The sequence below is a fragment of the Streptosporangium sp. NPDC004379 genome (assembly GCF_042873875.1).
GTDB lineage: Bacteria > Actinomycetota > Actinomycetes > Streptosporangiales > Streptosporangiaceae > Streptosporangium.
The window spans coordinates 96,786-112,979 of record NZ_JBIAMC010000014.1; the positions used below are offsets into that span (position 1 = coordinate 96,786).

The window sequence follows — 16,194 nt, forward strand, 5'->3', positions numbered from 1 at the left end:
TCACCGTCCCCGGGTCTCGTGGCGGTCGGTCCGGCCGTCGGCGTCCATGTCCGTCCGGTCCGTTCCGCTGTGTGACGCGGTGTGGCCGTCGGGGGTGATGTCCGTCCGGTCCGCTCCGGTGCGTGACGCGGGACGGCCGTCGTGGGTCGCGTCGGCCCGGTCCGTCCCGGTGCGTGACGCGGTGCGGCCGTCGTGGGTCGCGTCGGCCCGGTCCGTCCCGGTGCGTGACGCGGTGCGGCCGTCGAGGGCCGTGTCGGTCCGGTCCGTTCCGGTGTGCCGTACCGCATGGTCGCCGTCGGGGCTCCCGGTCGAGAGGAGCTCCTCGAACAGGACGCGGTAGTGCACCATCGCCTGGCGCAGCTCCTCGGTGGACGCCTCGGTGCGGGCCGCGCGGTTGCTGATCTCGTGGGCCTGCCGGTAGTGGTCGAGGGTGCGGCCGTGCTCGACCGACAGGTCCGAGAGCCGCTGCTCGAAGTCGTCGGTCGGGTAACCCCGCTCAGCCATCACGGACGTCACCAGGTGGTCGGCCTCGGTCACCGCGAACCCGGGGGCGTCCACGAACCGCTCCTGGACCTCCGTCCACTTCCTGGCGTAGGAGTCCCGCGTGCCCGGGTCGAGCGGCCGGATGTCGAGGGAGCTGAAACGCTGCTCGCGGGCGAGGAGCTCCTGCTCGGCCTCCTGGCGGCTGTCACGCTCGCGCAGGGTGCGATCGTACTCGGGGCCGAACCGGTCCCGGAGCCGGCGCCGGCGCTGCTGCCGTGTCATGAGATAGCCGATTGCGATGATCGCCACCACCGCGACCGCGATGACGACCACCCAGATCACGGTGGACATACCTGCCTCCGGTTGTGTAGCGGTTGTTCTCGTGCGCTGCCCCCGGGGCAGACCTCGAAACCGCTCGGAGATGTCTGTGACTCACCGTCTATGAAGCTTTGTGCGAAGTTCCGGGGAAGCTTTGTCCGGCCCGAGGATTCCACCGGCTCCCCGCGGCTTTCCTCCCGATTCGCCACTCCCGATCCCCGGTCCTTCCGGCGTCACCGGTCCTCCGGTTCCCGACCGTCCCCGGTCCGGTCCTCCGGTTCCCGGCCGTCACCGGTGCCTCCCCGCCGTGCGTCGCCGCCCACGGCTCTCCGTCTCCGGTGCCGCTATCGGCCCTCCAGCCTCTCCGGCCCCTCCTGTCCCTCCGGTCGTTCCATCGTCGCGCGGACCTCGGCCAGCAGCCCTTCGACGAGCGACCGTCCCGGTACGGCGGGCACCTCCGTGAACCCCCGCCCCGGCTCGTAGGCGATGTCCAGTCCACCCGCCACCAGCCGGTCCGCCCAGCGCAGCGCGGTGTTGAGCTTCTCCGCCGGGATCGTCCGTCCCTGCGCCACCGACGACAGGTTCCGCAGGTTCGTCGCCGGGCCGGACTGGCCGTGGGCGCGGTCGAGCTTCCACGGGATCGCGCGGGAGTGGTCGAGCATCGGCTTGGACAGCCCCGCTGCCCGCTTGGCCTGCAGGATCCCGGACTCGCTCACCCCGAACCGGGAGGCCAGCTCCGCGTTGGACAGCCCTTCCGCGACCAGCCTCCGCAACTCCCGCTGGTCGATCACCGCCTTGCGTCCCACCCGCTCCTCATTTCCCACCCGTTCGCACGCGTACGGCGGGCACCGTCGTGTGCGCACGTCCGTCAGATCTGCGCCAAGGTTATGACGTCTCGCCGGAGGGCGCCCGACATCCGGGCATGGCGCAGCCCGGCAGCGCACCTGACGACGGTCTGGAGTTCACACGTCCGATCATGGGTGTGGGCTACATCAGTCCTGCGGCCGTGCCCATCTTGTACTTCTCGTATTTTTTGAGGTTCAGGGCGATGCTGCCCCGTGTGGCCTCCACCGGGATCAGATAGAGGTCCAAGTCACCGTCGACGATGAAGAACATGTCGATCTCTTCGGAGGTGTAGGGCATCAGTGGTCCATTTTTTGTCGGGCCGGGGACTCTGCGTCCGACACGAACCATCCATGATCGGCTTCCGGGATCCCGGTAGGTGGTCGACTTGACTTGGACCCTGCGAAGTCTCCCGTCGATCTCGGCGAGGAAATCGTAGGGCTGGGCGTTGCTGGGGATGGCCGTACTATGACCGCGCAACTCGAACCAGGCGACCGCCAGCGGCTCGGCTGACCTGCGCAGGTTGCTGAGCTGGGCCAAGCCCTGGGAGGGTCTGTCGGGAAGTCGTTCGCTGAGAGGCGCGGTGTCAAGGTCGAGTCGTGCGGCGTGCCGACGCACCGCCGTCCGGTTCTCGCCGTTGTCGGTCAATCCCAGGTGCTTGATGACGTCGGCCCACGACTCCGCTTCGTCGATCGCAGCCCGTAACTGTTTCTCGCTCCATCGGCGTTGACCGGTGAAGTGGCTCGTGTCCAGTCTCAGTTCCTCGGCGCGACGCTGCATGCCGCGCACGACGCCGGCCGAGGACTCGTTGCGGCCCATGGCACGGAGTACCCCACGCCATGATCGGGACTGGGCTACGGCGGTGCGGAGTTCTTCATCCGTCCACGTCGTGCGGGCGGCGAGAGGGGAGATCGTCACAGGCGGAGACGATAAAAGGCCCGAGTCCTGATCTCCAGGACTCGGGCCTCATTCGGTGTGTCGGGGTATCCGGATTTGAACCGAAGACCTCCTGACCCCCAGTCAGGCGCCCTACCAAGCTGGGCCATACCCCGTTGCCTCTGAGGTGCCAGACCGGTCTCCCCGTCCCGCTCCTCTCGGCGCGAGATAAACACTACCATGGCCAGTAGGTCGTCATCTCCGCCTTATGGGCTGTGCCAGGCGGCCAAGGCGGGTCCGATCGTGCTCCGCCGATCCGCGACGCGCTCCGCCGGTTCGCCGCCCTTCAGCGCCGTCCGCACGACGCTCACCGATCACCGGTCGTCCCCGCCAGCGGGCTCCCGCGCCGCGGCGAACCGGCGGAGCGCGTCGAGGGCGGACAACCCGTAGGCGTCCTCGACGGCGTCCGCCAGCAGGTGGCACATCCGGAACCTGTCGAGCGGGGTCAGGCCCATCCGCGTGAGGTGCAGGTACGTGTAGTTGAGCAGCACCCGGTAGCGCAGGAACGCGGGGTCGGCGAAGACCTCCTCGTGGTAGGCCGGGCTGTCAAAGATCAGGCGCTGCAGTTCGCTCGGCTCCCGCCGCGGCACGGGCAGGTCGCCGAGCCGGGCCTCGAACGCCTCGCCCGGCCTGGTCATCGGCTGGGACAGCCGGCCGTCGTCCATGAGCTCGCCCGCCCGGACGCGGTAGCGCTCCAGCAGTGCGGCCCACTCCCGTACGAACGGGACGGGCGGGGCCGCCGGGTCGTCGAGCGCGGCGACCGCGTCCCGCACCCGCGCCGTCAGGGCTTCGCGCCGCTCCCGGAAGTCGCGTTCGAAGGCGTCCCGCGTGGCCGCGGGATCGGCCGCCCAGGTGATGAACCCCTCCGCGTGCATCCGGAACGAGAGGTAGCTGCGGGTGATGGGGTGCGAGGTGTGCGCGACGGTCAGCATGAGGTTCAGCGCGAGACCCTGCCTGCCGTCGTGACCCGCCCGCACGTGGTCGAGCATGGCGAACAGCAGCGGCGTGCTGTCGGCGTAGAAGGCGGTGAGCAGCTCCACCGCCTCGTCGCTGCCGAGGACGTGGCGCCGGGAGTCGTACGGCGCGTCGCGGATGGAGTTGTCGGGCGGCCACGGCGTGAGCGGCCCGTGCTCCTGCTCGCGTACGGCGAGCAGGCGGTGCCTGGCCAGGCTCTCGTCCGGGTCGAGCCGGACCGTGGAGGGATGCTCGCGCAGGTAGGCCCCGACGACCTCGTCGATCCTCGGGCGCACCACCTCCTCCCAGACCCGCGGCGCCGCCTTCACGTTGATCCGCAGGTGGGGGCCCTGCCTCCAGTGGCGCAGCACGTACGCCGCCTCCACCCGGCCGCGCAGCCCGTCGAGCAGCGGCCGTACGGCGTCGAGCAGCAGGCCGTCCTTGTCGGGAGCGTGGTAGTGGACGTGGACGCAGTGCCAGGTCGCGGGGGCGGCTTGGGCGGCTTGGGCGGGTGAGCCGGTCAGGGGGACCACCTCCGGGAGCCGGCGACGCCGGCGAGGTCGGTGAGGACACGGGCGAGGAGGAAGGACACGTGGTGCTCGGTCCCGGCGCGCAGCCCCAGCCGGTTGCAGAACAGGTGGGCGCAACGCATCAGGATCAGCGGCACCGTGCGGTGCCCGGGCTGCGCCGCCAGGGCGAGGAACGCGTGCGGGGAGCCCGGGTCGGACGGCTCGCACCTGCCCGCGGCGTGCAGTGCGGCGAGGTCCTCGCGCAGGGCGCGCACGGACGACGTCCACGTGCCGAGCAGGCCCCCGGGCTCGGGAAGGTCCCACAGCCTGCGTGTCTGGGCGAGCAGCGCCTCCCTGCGGCGCAGCCAGTCGTCCTGCCCGCCGGGGATCTCGGGTCGCCGGCCCGCCTCCCGCGCCGCCCGGGCGAACGCGTGCGCGGCGGCGGGCAGGTCGGGCTCGCACGCCGCGAGCGCGATGGTCAGCGCGGCGAGGCCGATCGCGGCGCGCCGCTCCATCGGCGTGCCGGCCGCCAGCACGTCGAGCGCGAGCGCGCTGGACACCGTGAAGTGCCGCTCCGCGGCGGCGACGCACGCGGCGTCGCCGTAGGCGGCGTGTTCGGGCGGGTAGGCGATGAACTCCACCGAGTCCGCCGGGCGCAGCCGGTCGTCGTACCGCTCGCGCCGCTCACCCCTCGCGACGGCCGCCGCGAAGGCGCGGTACGCCTCCGGGTCGACCGGGGGAGAGGGATGCGCGGCGAAGTGGGCCGCCGCCCGCTCCCGTACGAGGCCGCGGACGCGCGGCGCCCGCGAGGGGTCGGGCACCCCCAGGCGCAGCCGCACGTGCTGGCCGCCCTCCCAGTAGCGGAGGAAGAAGTGGCCGCGCAGCGTCCCGTCCGCCGTGAGCTCCCGCACCACGGGGTCCACGACGCCGGTCACCAGGGCGTCGAGGTCACCGGAGTGGAACAGGTGGGCGCTGACCCACCGGTCGCCGGCGTCGGGCCGCGGCGCCGTCACCGGGCCGTCCCCGCCGAGAGCTGGACGACGTACTCGGTGACCCGTCTGCCGTCGCCGTACAGGGGGGCGTCGGAGGGGTCGGGCAGGGCCTCCTCCAGCACCACCAGCGCGCCGGGGTCGCGCAGCGAACGCAGGAACCCGGTCAGCAGCAGCGGGTCGGTCACGTCGACGTACATCGGCTTGCGGTCCTTGCTCAGCAGCCCGACCAGGAGACCCTCCCCGAGCCCGACCACCCGCGCGAAGAAGCGGCGGGGCACGCCGTGCAGCGCCAGCCACCCGGCCAGCCGCGGTAGGTAGGCGGCCTCGTCCTCGCCTTTGGCCGGCACGGGGAAGCCGTCCGCCCGCAGGCGCCAGGCCGCCCGGGCGACCGTGACCCGCCCGACGTCCATCCGGGGCCAGCGCTCCACCTCCCCCTCGGCCGGAACCCCGCCCCGGGTGCGGAACACCCAGCCGGGCACCATCGCCGTGGACGGCTCGCCGAACGCCCGCACGAGGAACTGCAGCCACGGCGGCAGCCAGTGCTGCGCGGTCATCCCCAGGTGGACCGGCCGTACCGCACGGCCCTCCCCGTCGAGCAGCGCCAGCCGGTCGCGGCCGGGGTCGTGGCCGACCACGAGGTCCGCGGGGGAGAGGGCCGGCAGCGCGGCGTCCCCGTGCGCGAAGGGGTGGTCCAGGGCCAGGTCGGCCGTCGCGGGGCGCACGTTGAGCCCGCCGCCCACCAGTCCCCGGCACTCGGCCACCAGCACGTCGCCCTGCCCGGCGCGCAGCCCGGCCGCGGGCGGGACGTTCCCTCCGGCCAGCGCGACCAGCCGGTACAGCCGCGACAGCCCCCGGCCGTACCCCGCCGAGACCGAGTTGACGACCGCCCGCACGCCGTCCGCACCGTCCGGTACGGCTTGCAGGTAGCAGCAGACCGACCCGGGCGGCTGGACGAAGCGCGGCCACGAGGCGGCCATGGCCGCCAGGCGGGCGGGCGCGACCCCGGCCACCCTCTCCCCGGGCGAGGGGCCGGCGTCCGCCAGCTCCCAGAACGCCCGCCGCAGCTCCGACAGCTCGCGCAGTCCGTCCGGGGTCTCCTCGCCGGGCACGGCGCGCGGGGCGGCCACGGGGTTGCGCAGCATGCCGCGCAGCACCGCGCCGCCCGCCCCGGGGCCTCCCGAATGGATCTCGCGGTAGAGGTCCAGGGCGGGGATCCGGGTGCCGGGGCCGTGCCGGTCCAGGAAGAACGCGGTGGCGGCGATCTTGACGGGCAGGTCGGGATCGAAGAGGCCGAGCAGGCGGCGTAGGGCGTCGAGGTCGTCGCACACCCCCCGCCAGGCGGCCGCGCCCAGCCGGGCCGCGACGCCGGGGATCACGGCGCTGTGCCACAGCAGGTTCCTGTCGGGCAGCGACGACTCCGGGGGCAGTACCTCCTCCAGCGCCTCGCGCACCACGGCGTGCTCCCGCCGCGGGGACGCGGACGCCTCCCCCGTGGCCTCCCGCAGCGTCTCGGCGATCCGCCCGACCGCGGCCGCGTACGGCGCCGCACCGCCCTCGGCGCCGTTCCCGGCACGGCCCTTGGCGCCGTTCCCGGCACGGCCCTTGGCGCCGTTCCCGGCACGGCCCTTGGCGCCGTTCCCGGCGCCGCCCGCCGCGCCGTCCCCGACGCCGTCGCGGGCTTCGTCCCCGGCCAGCCAGGTCGCCAGGTCGCCCACCGGGTCGGCCGACTGCTCGTCGTAGGGCGGGAGCAGCTCCAGCAGCCCCGCGTCGACCAGGGGCTCGATCTCGGGGGCCTCCGCGAGGGTGGGGAAGGCGTGTCCGCGGACCCAGTCGAGGGCCCGCCGCACATCGGGGCCGGCGGCCACGCCGGACAGCGGCTCGTCCGTGCCCGGACCGAGGAACCAGATGCGGCTCCCGTCGTCGCGGGCGGAGGGGTTGACCCGCAGCCGCGCCCGCTCGCGCACCGCCCGGTGCCGGGTGAGCGCGGACCACAGCGGGCGCAGGACCGCCCGGTCGAGCTCGGCGACGACGTGCCAGGACGGCTCGCCATCGGTCCGCACGGCGGGGCCGCGCTCCGTCCACCGGCCGAGCCCGCTGAGGGCGAACGTGGCGTACGGGCTGGTCTTGACGGTCGCCCGTGCGACGTACCTGGCCAGCCGCAGCAGCTCCTGCCGGTCCGGCGGGCGGTCCGCCGGGCCCGCCAGCCACGCGTCGAGGCGGGCGGCCAGCACCGGGCTGCCCAGGGCGAGCCCGTGCCGGAAGCCGGGGTCGGCCACCGCCGAGCGGAGCAGGGCCGTCCTCTCCCGCGTCTCCTCCGCCAGTACGGCGGGCAGCGCGGCCCGCAGCGCCGTCTCGCGGTCCCTGCGGGCGGTCCACTCCCGGACCCGGGTGGCGAGTTCCTCCGGGAGGGCGGCCAGCACCTCGGCCGAGGCGGCCCGGGCCGACGGGCGGCGCCCGGAGAACACGGCGCGCCGCAGCGCGACGAGCCCGGCCCTGAGCGGTCCGCCCGCGGTCCGCCCGATCACGTCGTGCAGTGGCCCGGACAGGTCGGCGCCCTCACGCCGCAGCCACGCCGAGGTGTCCGCGATGTCGTCCACGACCTCCCAGGCGCGGGTGCAGCGCATCCGGTCGAGGCCCGCCAGGGGCAGTCCCGCGACGCGGACCGCGAAGATCGGGGACACGGCATAATCGCGACCGGTGGGCCGTACGGGATCGCCGCCCTCGGCGGCGGCCCGCGTCGCTTGAGTCCGTGTCGCATGGGTCCGCGTGACATGAGTCAAGGAACGCGCTCCTCGTGTGGTTCGCCGGGAGGCCGAGGGCGCCCGTGCGGTGGGCGCCCTCGGCCCCGCTCATCTCACCGGCGTCCGCGCGGGCTCACCGGTCCTGATCGTCGCCGGGGCTCGCAGTCCCGGCGTCGCGGGTCCTACAGCTCGGGCGCCCAGCAGCTGGTGGCCGACAGGTAGGACGAGCAGTAGCCGGCGGCCGAGGAGGCGCCCGTCTCGACGGCGCCGTGGCCCTCCGCCACGATGGAGTCGGCGGAGAGCACGTCGATGGAGTCGACGTCGAGGCCGCGCAGGTCCAGCTTCAGGTTGTCGGACATGTATGTGTCTCCTTCTTGAAAATGAGGTAACCGCTTCTCACGTGCCGTACCGGCCGTGACCCCACGGGTCACGGCGTCAACGGATGGGTGGGCCTCACCTCCTCGGGCAGGACGGGCGGGATCCCGCGGGCCACGAGGGGCCCGCTGGTCAGGGGCGTGCCCATCGCCAGGAAGGACAGGCTCCGCAGCGGAGTGCCGGCGATCCCGAGCACCTCGTCCGTGGTGTCGTTCGCGCCGTCGGAGTGGATGCGCGCGGCCAGGCCGAGGGCCGTGGCGGCCAGCGTCGCCCGCTGGACGACCAGGCCCGCTTCGGCCTGCTGCAGGCGGTACCAGCGGTCGCCGTACGGTCCGGCGCCCGCCAGGGGGTCGCCCACCGGCACGAGCACGGCGGCCGCCCCGCGCAGGGCGGTCCGGGTGTTGGCCAGCAGGCGCCCGGTGGTGAGGGCGTCCAGGCGGTTCGGGCCCGCGACCCGCCGCAGCGTCCGCGGGCCGGGGTCGTACCGGTAGGCGCCGCGGGGCAGCCCGTCCACGCGCAGCGACAGCAGGCAGAGGGCGGTCGCCACCGGTCCGTCCCCGGCTCCGGGCAGGTCGGCGGGGTAGCCGCCGCCCGCGGCCGCGAGGATCGCGCCGAGCAGGTCCGGACGGAGGGGCACCGGGCGGTACCCGGCCGGTGGGGAGGCGCGCCGCGGCACCCCCGCCGCCGGGCGCGCCTCGGGAGCCGGTTGCGTGAGGGGGACGGCGGGACCGTCCTCCACCGGGGGCCGCGGACGGGGGAGGGAGCCGGACGGGAGGTGGGCGGCCACGGTCGCCCGGTGCAGGGCCGAGGCGGGGCCGTCGGGCATCGGCAGCGGGACGGGCGCGCTCTCCGCCGCGACCGGTCCTTGCCGGATCACGGGTCCTTCCCCGGTCACCGGTCCTTGTCCGGCCCCGGGTCTCCCCGCGGCCGCCGGCCGTGACGGCTCACCGGGAGCGCCCGTCCCCGCCGGTCGTGACGGCTCGCCGGGGGCGTCCGTCCCCGCCGGGGAGAGCGACGTGAGCGTGAGCACGGCCATCGCGGCCTCCCGCACGCCGTCGAGCCCGAGCAGGCGGTCGACCTCCCCGTCGGGGAAACGCAGATGGGCGCGGGCCGTCACGCTCAGCCGCCCGGCGACGGCGAGCGCCTGGGCGACGAGCACGCCGGTCTCCTGGCACACCAGGCGGTAGCCGAAGTCGCCGTACTTGAACATCGACCGCCAGAAGACCGCGGACAGCACGAGCGTGACGTCCGACGCCGGCGCGTCCGCGAGCGGCCCGGTGAGCGACGGGGTGTGGTCGCCCTCCCGCACGCGCTCCAGCGCGTGGTGGACCGGGTCGTAGTGGTACAGCGCGGCGGGGAGCCCGGGTACGCGGGACTCCCCGGCGGCGACGTACGCCTCGATCGGGTAGAGCCCGCCCCCCGACGGCGCGGGGCGGCCGAGGAGGAAGGCCGGAGGCCCGCCCAGCGGGGCGCCGTCGTCGTCCAGCCGGTGGAGCCACACGAGCCTGGCGAGACCGAGCAGCTCCCGCAGGAGCTCGCCGAGCAGGCCGAGGGGCGTGTCGTCCCGGGTGGCCCAGGGCAGGACGATCCGCTCGGCGCCGGGGTAGCGCTTGTGCCTGGTCGGGGCGTTGGCCCAGTCGATGGACAGCGGGCCCCGGTTCCGCATCGCGGCCAGGTAGCGGCGGGTGGCGTCACCGGGCGCGTCCGCCGTCGTGGTGCCGTGCATCCGGTCTGCCTCGCTTCCTTCGTCGGTCGTGCGGATCGGGCCGTGTGGATCCGGGGGGAGAGGGGGTCGTCACGGGAAGGGGTGGGGATGGGGGTTGAGCTGGTCGGGCCGCAGGTCCTCGTCCCGGTGGCCGAGCAGCCGGGGCAGGGACAGCAGCCGCGGCAGGCCGTGGGTGCGCCGGTACCGGTGGCCGAACGTCATCGGCATCGCCCCCGGCACGATCACCTTGGCGCAGGAGAATCCGGCGGCGCGGGCCTCGGGGGAGGTGATGTCGACGGCGACCACGTCCAGGCCGCTCGCCAGGTACCGCCCGGCCAGCTCCGCGAGGTCCGCCGTGAGGTCGTCGTGCTCGGGCCACGCGAGTCGTGCCGTCACCTCCGCGACCGTCAGCGCGGGCCCGCGGACCGGCAGGAAGTCCAGACGTCCGGCCGCCTCCGGATGGCCGTACAGCAGGGGATGGTGCTCCAGGAGCCGGACCTCGTCCGGGTCGGCCGCGAGCCGGGCCGCCTCGGCCGGGTCGTACCGTTCGACGTGCCCCTCCAGCATCGGGCCGAGGTCGTCGAGCGCCCGCCGCAGCGCCCGCTCCGGATCCAGGCCGGCGGCGGTTCCGCACAGCGCGCGCGGGCGGCCGGGCCGGCCCGTCGCGTCGACGGCCATCACCCAGAACACCGGAACCCGCTGCTCCAGCATGGCGACGAACGCGTGGACGTCGTAGCCCAGCCGGTCCCGTACGCGCTGGGCGAGCATGGGGACGCGCCGGTCGGCCGCCGACGCCAGGTCGACGCGCGGGATGGGCATCCGGGCGTACCACGTGGCGAGGAAGGCGTCCCGCTCGCCCACCTCCAGCAGGCCGTGCAGGATCGCCTCGGCGGGGTGACCGCCGAGGGCGCACCCGTTGGAGCACTCGTAGGCGAACCCCAGGTCGTCCGCCGGCCGGGGACCGAAGTAGGCGTAGCTCTCCGGCACCAGAACCGGTTCGTCGCGCCGGAACGAGTACGCCCACACCCACGCCGTGGGCCGTTCCGGGTGGAAGCGGGTGAACCAGAAGCCCGGCCGGTCGTACCAGTCGTCGGGGTAGAGGCCCAGCGTCCTCGGGTCGATCGCCCGGTCGGCGACGTCGGCGTACGCGGCGCGTACGGCGGTCCGCCGCCCGCGCGGGTGGATGCCGGCGATCCGCTCCAGGGCCTCGGCCACCGCGGTCGCCCGCGCCGAGGCGAAGTCGTCGCTGCGGCCGTACCCGTGGTGGCTCTCGTGCGCGGTCCTGGCGGGGCTGAGCCGGGCGACGGCCATCGCGCCGCCGCCGCGCTCCTCCGTGACCAGGGCCTGGACGATCCCGGTCTCGGCGTCCACGAACCGCCTCTCCAGTTCCGCGGCCCTGCCGCCGATGCCGCCCACCCTGAAGGCTCCCGGATGCGGTTTCCGCGCCGGCGCGGGGACGTAACGGCCGGCCTCGGGCCCGTCGTCCGGCCGGGCGCCGCAGTCCGGGCACAGCGGGTCGGGCAGGAAGGCGTGGCGGCGTACCGTGCCGGTCGGCACATGGATCCGCAGCAGCGCGCCCGCGGTCCGGGCGGACCCGGGATCGCTCCGCAGGCGGTCCACTTCGTCGGCCACCAGCGCGGCGACCGTCTTGGCGACCAGCGGGATGAGGAGGGAGGAGGGCCTGCTGTCCAGCTCCGCGCCGTACCGCTCGCGCAGCGCGTCGCGTCCGATCGCGTCGGACCGGTTGCCCCTCCGGCGCCGGGTGACGCAGGTCGGGCAGCCCGGACGGGACGGGCGCACCGCCGGACCGGCCAGCACCCAGCCGGCGTCCACCCGGACCGGCAGCCACGGCACGCCCCGCCCGGCCGCGCGCCGCGCCACCGAGGGGTACGGCCGCACGTCGTCGGCGTCGCTCGCGACGACGATCACGCCGCCGGGGCCGGCGGACCCGGCGGCGGCCAGGGCCGCGCTGATCGCGGCGTGCAGCCTGCCCGTCCCCAGCACGCTCACGGGGCCCGGCGGTCCGGCGGGGGCGGCCGGCGGCGGGGTCCCGGTCATCGAGGTCTCAGTCATCGAGGAGCACGACCTGTGCGACGTAGGGGAGCAGCCCGGCCGCCGCGGGGTCGTGGTCGAGCGGCACCACGACCGGCACCGCGCCCGCCGCCCGAAGCGCGCCCGTCATCACCCGTACGGCTTCCGCGGCGTCACCCGGGGGAGCCCACAGCGGCCGGGCCGACGCGTACGCGCTCTGTCCCGTGGTCCGGGCCTGGACGCGGAGCAGCAGCCGTTCCAGTCCCTCCCGCAGGGAGTCGGGAGCCGTGCCGGCCGCGGACACGAGGACCGGCCCGCCGGGGGCGATGCCCGGGACGGTGAGGGAATGGGCGGGCACGCCCAGGACGGACGTGCGCTCGCGGACGTCCGGCGGTTCACCGGCCAGTGCGAGCTGCCGCGCCGCCGTCTCCGTCCCGGGGCCGCCGGGAAGGGCTGAGGTGAGGGCGGATGCGAGGGCGGGCGGCACGTGCGTCTCCGCGGCCGGGCCCTCGGCCGTCCGGCCGGCCAGCAGGGTCTTGCAGTGGGTGCGCAGCCCGGCCGCGACCGCCTGCGCCCAGCTCAGGCCGGCCCCCGCGCCGTCGGGGGCGCGCAGCGCGCCGGTGGCGCCGGTGAGCCGGAGGGACGCCGCCGGCACCGTGCGCGGCCGGCCGCCCGGCAGCTCCACGCCCCACAGGACGTCGCCGGCCCGGCCGGCCGCCGCGAGGACGCCGTAGGTGGCGAGCGCGGCCAGCAGGCAGCGCAGACGCGCCGACCGCCGGTCCTCGCCCCAGCCGACGACCTGAGGGGGCGGCGCCCAGCGCGGCAGCGCACCGAACGGATCGGAGACGGTGGCCTGACAGACCGACAGCGGGGTCTGCGAGAGTCCCTGCTCGTCCAGCGTGCCGAGGATCCCCAGCCGGGGATCGACCACACGCGCGGCCTTCTCCAGCAGTTCACCGGCCTCCACCGGCGCTCCCGACGCCAGCGACTCCACCGCGGCCCGCGCCGCCTCGGCGCCGCGGGCCGTACCGGCCGCCGCGTGAGGGTGGGGGGCGAACCGGTGCGGGACGGCGTCGAGGTTGCGCAGGTCGACCCGGGTGAGTTCGGGCTCGGTGCCGGCGCCGGTGGCGTCGAGGCCGGTCAGATGGGAGAAGCAGGCCAGCGTCAGCATAGAGGCGATCACCGGGGGCACCGGGCCCACGAGCAAGTCCTCGCCGGAGTGGGGCGGGGTCGCCGCGGGCAGCCCGGTCAGGCGGTGCCAGCCCGACTCCACGGACGTCGCCGACGGTCTGCCCACCCGGCTGAGCCACACCTCCGTGGCATGGACGAGGGCCTGGCCCACGACGACGCCCGCCTCCTCGCAGGCGCGGGCACCCGCCACGAGGGCGCCGGTGTCCGTGCCGACCTGGAGGAGGACGTCCGCGTCCCGGCTGATCACATCGGGCAGCGCGCCGGCGGCGACGACGCGTATCTCCTGCTCGGGGTCGCGGCGGGCGGCGTCCGCGGCCCGGGTGACCGAGGCGGTGTCCGAGCAGGCCACGGTGATCCGCCGCCAGCCCGACCCGGCGCACGCCTGGAGCAGCGACATCGGCAGCGGGCCGTCTCCCGCCAGCACCAGCCGGGAGCGGCGGAGCCTCTCGAACCGCCATTCGGGGGAGTCGAGCGCGTAGCCGATGAAGGCGATCTCCTCCGCGTACGTGCGCCGCTCGGCCTCGCTCAGGCCGTGGGGGCGCGCCTGCCGGGCGTCCACGACGAACCGCTGCTCGGCCAGCCGCCGCACCAGGCCCTCGACCATGTCGCGCTTGTCGTCGGGAAGCGGTGCGGTCAGCTCCGCCAGGGTGTGCTCCCCGGTGAGCGCGGGAGCCAGTCTGCTGAGCCAGGCGTGCGCCTGACGGCCCCGGAACGTGCACGATCCGTAGTCGCTCTGCACGTGGACTCCGTCCGGGCATTCGACGAAGCGAACGTCGTCCCGTAGTCGAGGTCTCATGGCTGAATCGGTGTGTGGGAGCGCTCCCATGAAGCCGATGTTAAAATCCGATTCCGGTTATGTAAAGCACATATTCCTCTTTTTTAAGTCGTCGTTTCTGTGTAGAATCCCGCGATTCCCGGCAATGTGATTACGGAGTGCGACCATTCCTGTGCGGCTGCCGGGTGATTCAGGAAAGCCGTTATATGGAATACGGCGTGTATTTATCAGCGGCGGCATGGGAACGCGTCCCGGGCCCGGCGCGATGTCGGATCCGGCGGTCGCCCCCGTCCTCCGCGGGGCCCCGGAGTCGTGCCCGGCGGACGTGGGGTCCTGAAGGGGCGTCGGCCTCCGGGGAGGCCGTCCCGCGTGACGGCCGGGTCGTGTCCGTCCCGGCGGCCGGGACGGACACGACCCGGCCGCCGACGGCGTCGGCGGGCGCCCGGAGGGGAAGCCGGCCGAAAATTTTCGCCGTCGGCCAGAGTTCCGGCCCGTGACCCGGGCGTGTCCGGCGGCGACGGAGGGGGATCCCGTGAGGCGGCCGGAACCGCGGGCTCTGCACTGCGGATCGCCCGATTCCCGGGGTCGTACGCGATCTGCGCGCCGGTGGGCGGCTGTGGCGTTCCGGATGGCCGGGCCGGCCCTCCCGTCGCGGTCACGGTTGCGGGCCGACGCCGGGACCGCTCCGAGGTGCTCTGAAACTTTCATTAGTACTACGAAAGTTTATTGACGGGTCCAGGGCTCGCACCTAGGGTTCCGAGTTAACGATCCGCAGGGCGCCGGAAACCCACTGAAGATCATTTTTCGGCGCGGTCCCGCCGGCGCCGCGGCCCCGAGCGCGCCCGGAGGGGCCGTGCCCCTCAGGTGACCTCATTCGCCGCGGTCCCGGCGCCGACCCCTAGGAGCACGCATGGAACGCACCCCCCACTCCGGACGCCGTACGGCCGGGCTCACCGCCGGGTTCGCGGCGGCCGCGGCGGTCCTGTGCGCCGGCGCCCTGACCGCGCCGGCTCACGCGGACTCCACGCTCGGACAGCTGGCGGCCGCCAAGGGCCGGTACTTCGGCTCGGCCACCGACAACCCCCACCTGTCCGACACGGCCTACAAGCAGATCCTGAGCAGCGAGTTCGGCCAGCTCACCGTCGGCAACACGATGAAGTGGCAGTACACCGAGCCGTCTCAGGGCCGGTTCGACTACGAGCAGGCCGACGCCATCGTCGCCCTCGCCGAGGCCAACGGCCAGACCGTCCGCGGTCACACCCTCGTCTGGCACAACCAGCTGCCCGACTGGGTCGCCGCCGTGCCCGCCGACCGGCTTCCGGGCGTGATGCGCGACCACATCACCGACGAGGTCACCCACTTCAGGAACCGGGTCGTCCACTGGGACGTGGTCAACGAGGCGTTCGAGGAGGACGGCTCCCGGCGGCAGACCGTGTTCCAGCAGAAGATCGGAAACGGCTACATCGCCGAGGCGTTCAAGGCGGCGCGGGCCGCCGACCCGAACGTCAAGCTCTACTACAACGACTACAACATCGAAGGCGTCGGCCCGAAGAGCGACGCCGTCTACGAGATGGTGAAGTCGTTCAAACAGCAGGGCGTCCCCATCGACGGCGTCGGCATGCAGGCCCACCTGATCCTCGGGCAGGTTCCCGCCACGATGCAGCGCAACATCCAGCGCTTCGCCGACCTCGGGGTGGACGTGGCCGTCACCGAGCTCGACATCCGCATGGACCTGCCCCGCACCGACGCCAAGGACACCCAGCAGGCCGGCGACTACAGCGCGGTCGTCAAGGCGTGCCTGGCGGTCTCCCGGTGCGTGGGCATCACCGTCTGGGACTTCAGCGACAGGCAGTCCTGGGTGCCGTCCGTCTTCCCCGGCCAGGGCGCGGCCCTGCCGTACGACGAGAACTACGCCAAGAAGCCGGCCTACCACGCGATCGCCGCCGCGCTGGGCGGCACGGGCGGGCCCTCCCCGACGCCCGGCACGGGCACGTGCTCGGCGTCCTACAGGGTGACGAGCCAGTGGCAGGGCGGGTTCACCGCCGAGGTCACGGTGCGCAACACCTCCTCCGGCCCGCTCGGCGGCTGGGCCGTCACCTGGACCTTCCCCGACGGCCAGAGGATCGCCAACCTGTGGAACGGCGAGGCGACGACCACCGGGTCGTCGGTCAGGGTCCGCAACGCGGGCTACAACGGCGCACTCGGCGCGGGCGCGTCCACCTCGTTCGGGTTCCTGGGCTCCTCCGCGGGCGCCAACCGCGTCCCGTCCGACATCGCCTGCGACAGACCCTGAGGGGACAGGACCCGAGTGACAGGACCTGAGGAACGGGACCCGAGGAGA

At 74.4% G+C, this 16,194-nt stretch carries 11 protein-coding genes and 1 tRNA gene; 1 reads left to right on the forward strand and 11 read right to left on the reverse strand.

Annotation, left to right across the window (positions count from 1 at the left end; genetic code table 11):
• The 11 genes from ACFYSC_RS27320 to ACFYSC_RS27370 form a co-directional block, all read right to left on the reverse strand.
• Positions 1-834 carry a hypothetical protein gene (locus tag ACFYSC_RS27320; protein WP_389967373.1) on the reverse strand — a complete coding sequence of 278 codons (834 nt, stop codon included), beginning with the start codon at positions 832-834 and terminating at the stop codon, positions 1-3.
• A 311-nt stretch (positions 835-1,145) separates the two neighbouring features.
• Positions 1,146-1,607: a hypothetical protein gene (locus ACFYSC_RS27325; RefSeq protein ID WP_389967376.1), complete on the reverse strand. Its 462-nt coding sequence runs from the start codon at positions 1,605-1,607 to the stop codon at positions 1,146-1,148.
• Between the two features lie 181 nt (positions 1,608-1,788).
• On the reverse strand, positions 1,789-2,562 hold the full coding sequence (locus ACFYSC_RS27330; protein ID WP_389967379.1) for a group I intron-associated PD-(D/E)XK endonuclease: 774 nt from the start codon (positions 2,560-2,562) through the stop codon (positions 1,789-1,791).
• 60 nt (positions 2,563-2,622) lie between these two features.
• Positions 2,623-2,696 (reverse strand) — tRNA-Pro (locus ACFYSC_RS27335).
• Positions 2,697-2,894: 198 nt separating this feature from the next.
• A complete protein-coding gene (locus tag ACFYSC_RS27340; RefSeq protein ID WP_389967382.1) occupies positions 2,895-4,067 on the reverse strand; it encodes a thiopeptide maturation pyridine synthase in 1,173 nt (390 codons plus the stop codon).
• Positions 4,055-5,056 carry a lantibiotic dehydratase C-terminal domain-containing protein gene (locus ACFYSC_RS27345; RefSeq protein WP_389967385.1) on the reverse strand — a complete coding sequence of 334 codons (1,002 nt, stop codon included), beginning with the start codon at positions 5,054-5,056 and terminating at the stop codon, positions 4,055-4,057. Before ACFYSC_RS27345 ends, ACFYSC_RS27340 begins: the two co-directional genes overlap by 13 nt.
• Positions 5,053-7,716, reverse strand: coding sequence for a lantibiotic dehydratase (locus ACFYSC_RS27350; RefSeq protein WP_389967388.1), 2,664 nt, complete (start codon positions 7,714-7,716; stop codon positions 5,053-5,055). The genes ACFYSC_RS27345 and ACFYSC_RS27350 overlap by 4 nt, the downstream gene beginning before the upstream one ends.
• Positions 7,717-7,958: 242 nt before the next feature.
• On the reverse strand, positions 7,959-8,135 hold the full coding sequence (locus ACFYSC_RS27355) for a hypothetical protein (protein ID WP_362940094.1): 177 nt from the start codon (positions 8,133-8,135) through the stop codon (positions 7,959-7,961).
• A 68-nt stretch (positions 8,136-8,203) separates the two neighbouring features.
• The gene (locus ACFYSC_RS27360) at positions 8,204-9,877 is read right to left on the reverse strand and encodes a SagB family peptide dehydrogenase (RefSeq protein WP_389967392.1); all 1,674 of its coding nucleotides are present in this window, start codon (positions 9,875-9,877) and stop codon (positions 8,204-8,206) included.
• Between the two features lie 69 nt (positions 9,878-9,946).
• A complete protein-coding gene (locus ACFYSC_RS27365) occupies positions 9,947-11,929 on the reverse strand; it encodes a TOMM precursor leader peptide-binding protein (protein ID WP_389967395.1) in 1,983 nt (660 codons plus the stop codon).
• Positions 11,922-13,817: a hypothetical protein gene (locus ACFYSC_RS27370; protein WP_389967398.1), complete on the reverse strand. Its 1,896-nt coding sequence runs from the start codon at positions 13,815-13,817 to the stop codon at positions 11,922-11,924. Before ACFYSC_RS27370 ends, ACFYSC_RS27365 begins: the two co-directional genes overlap by 8 nt.
• Before the next feature lie 946 nt (positions 13,818-14,763).
• On the opposite strand from ACFYSC_RS27370, the gene ACFYSC_RS27375 reads away from it, so the two are divergent.
• Positions 14,764-16,146 (forward strand): endo-1,4-beta-xylanase, encoded by a 1,383-nt coding sequence (locus ACFYSC_RS27375; RefSeq protein WP_389967401.1) that lies wholly within the window; start codon positions 14,764-14,766, stop codon positions 16,144-16,146.
• Positions 16,147-16,194 lie beyond the last annotated feature (48 nt).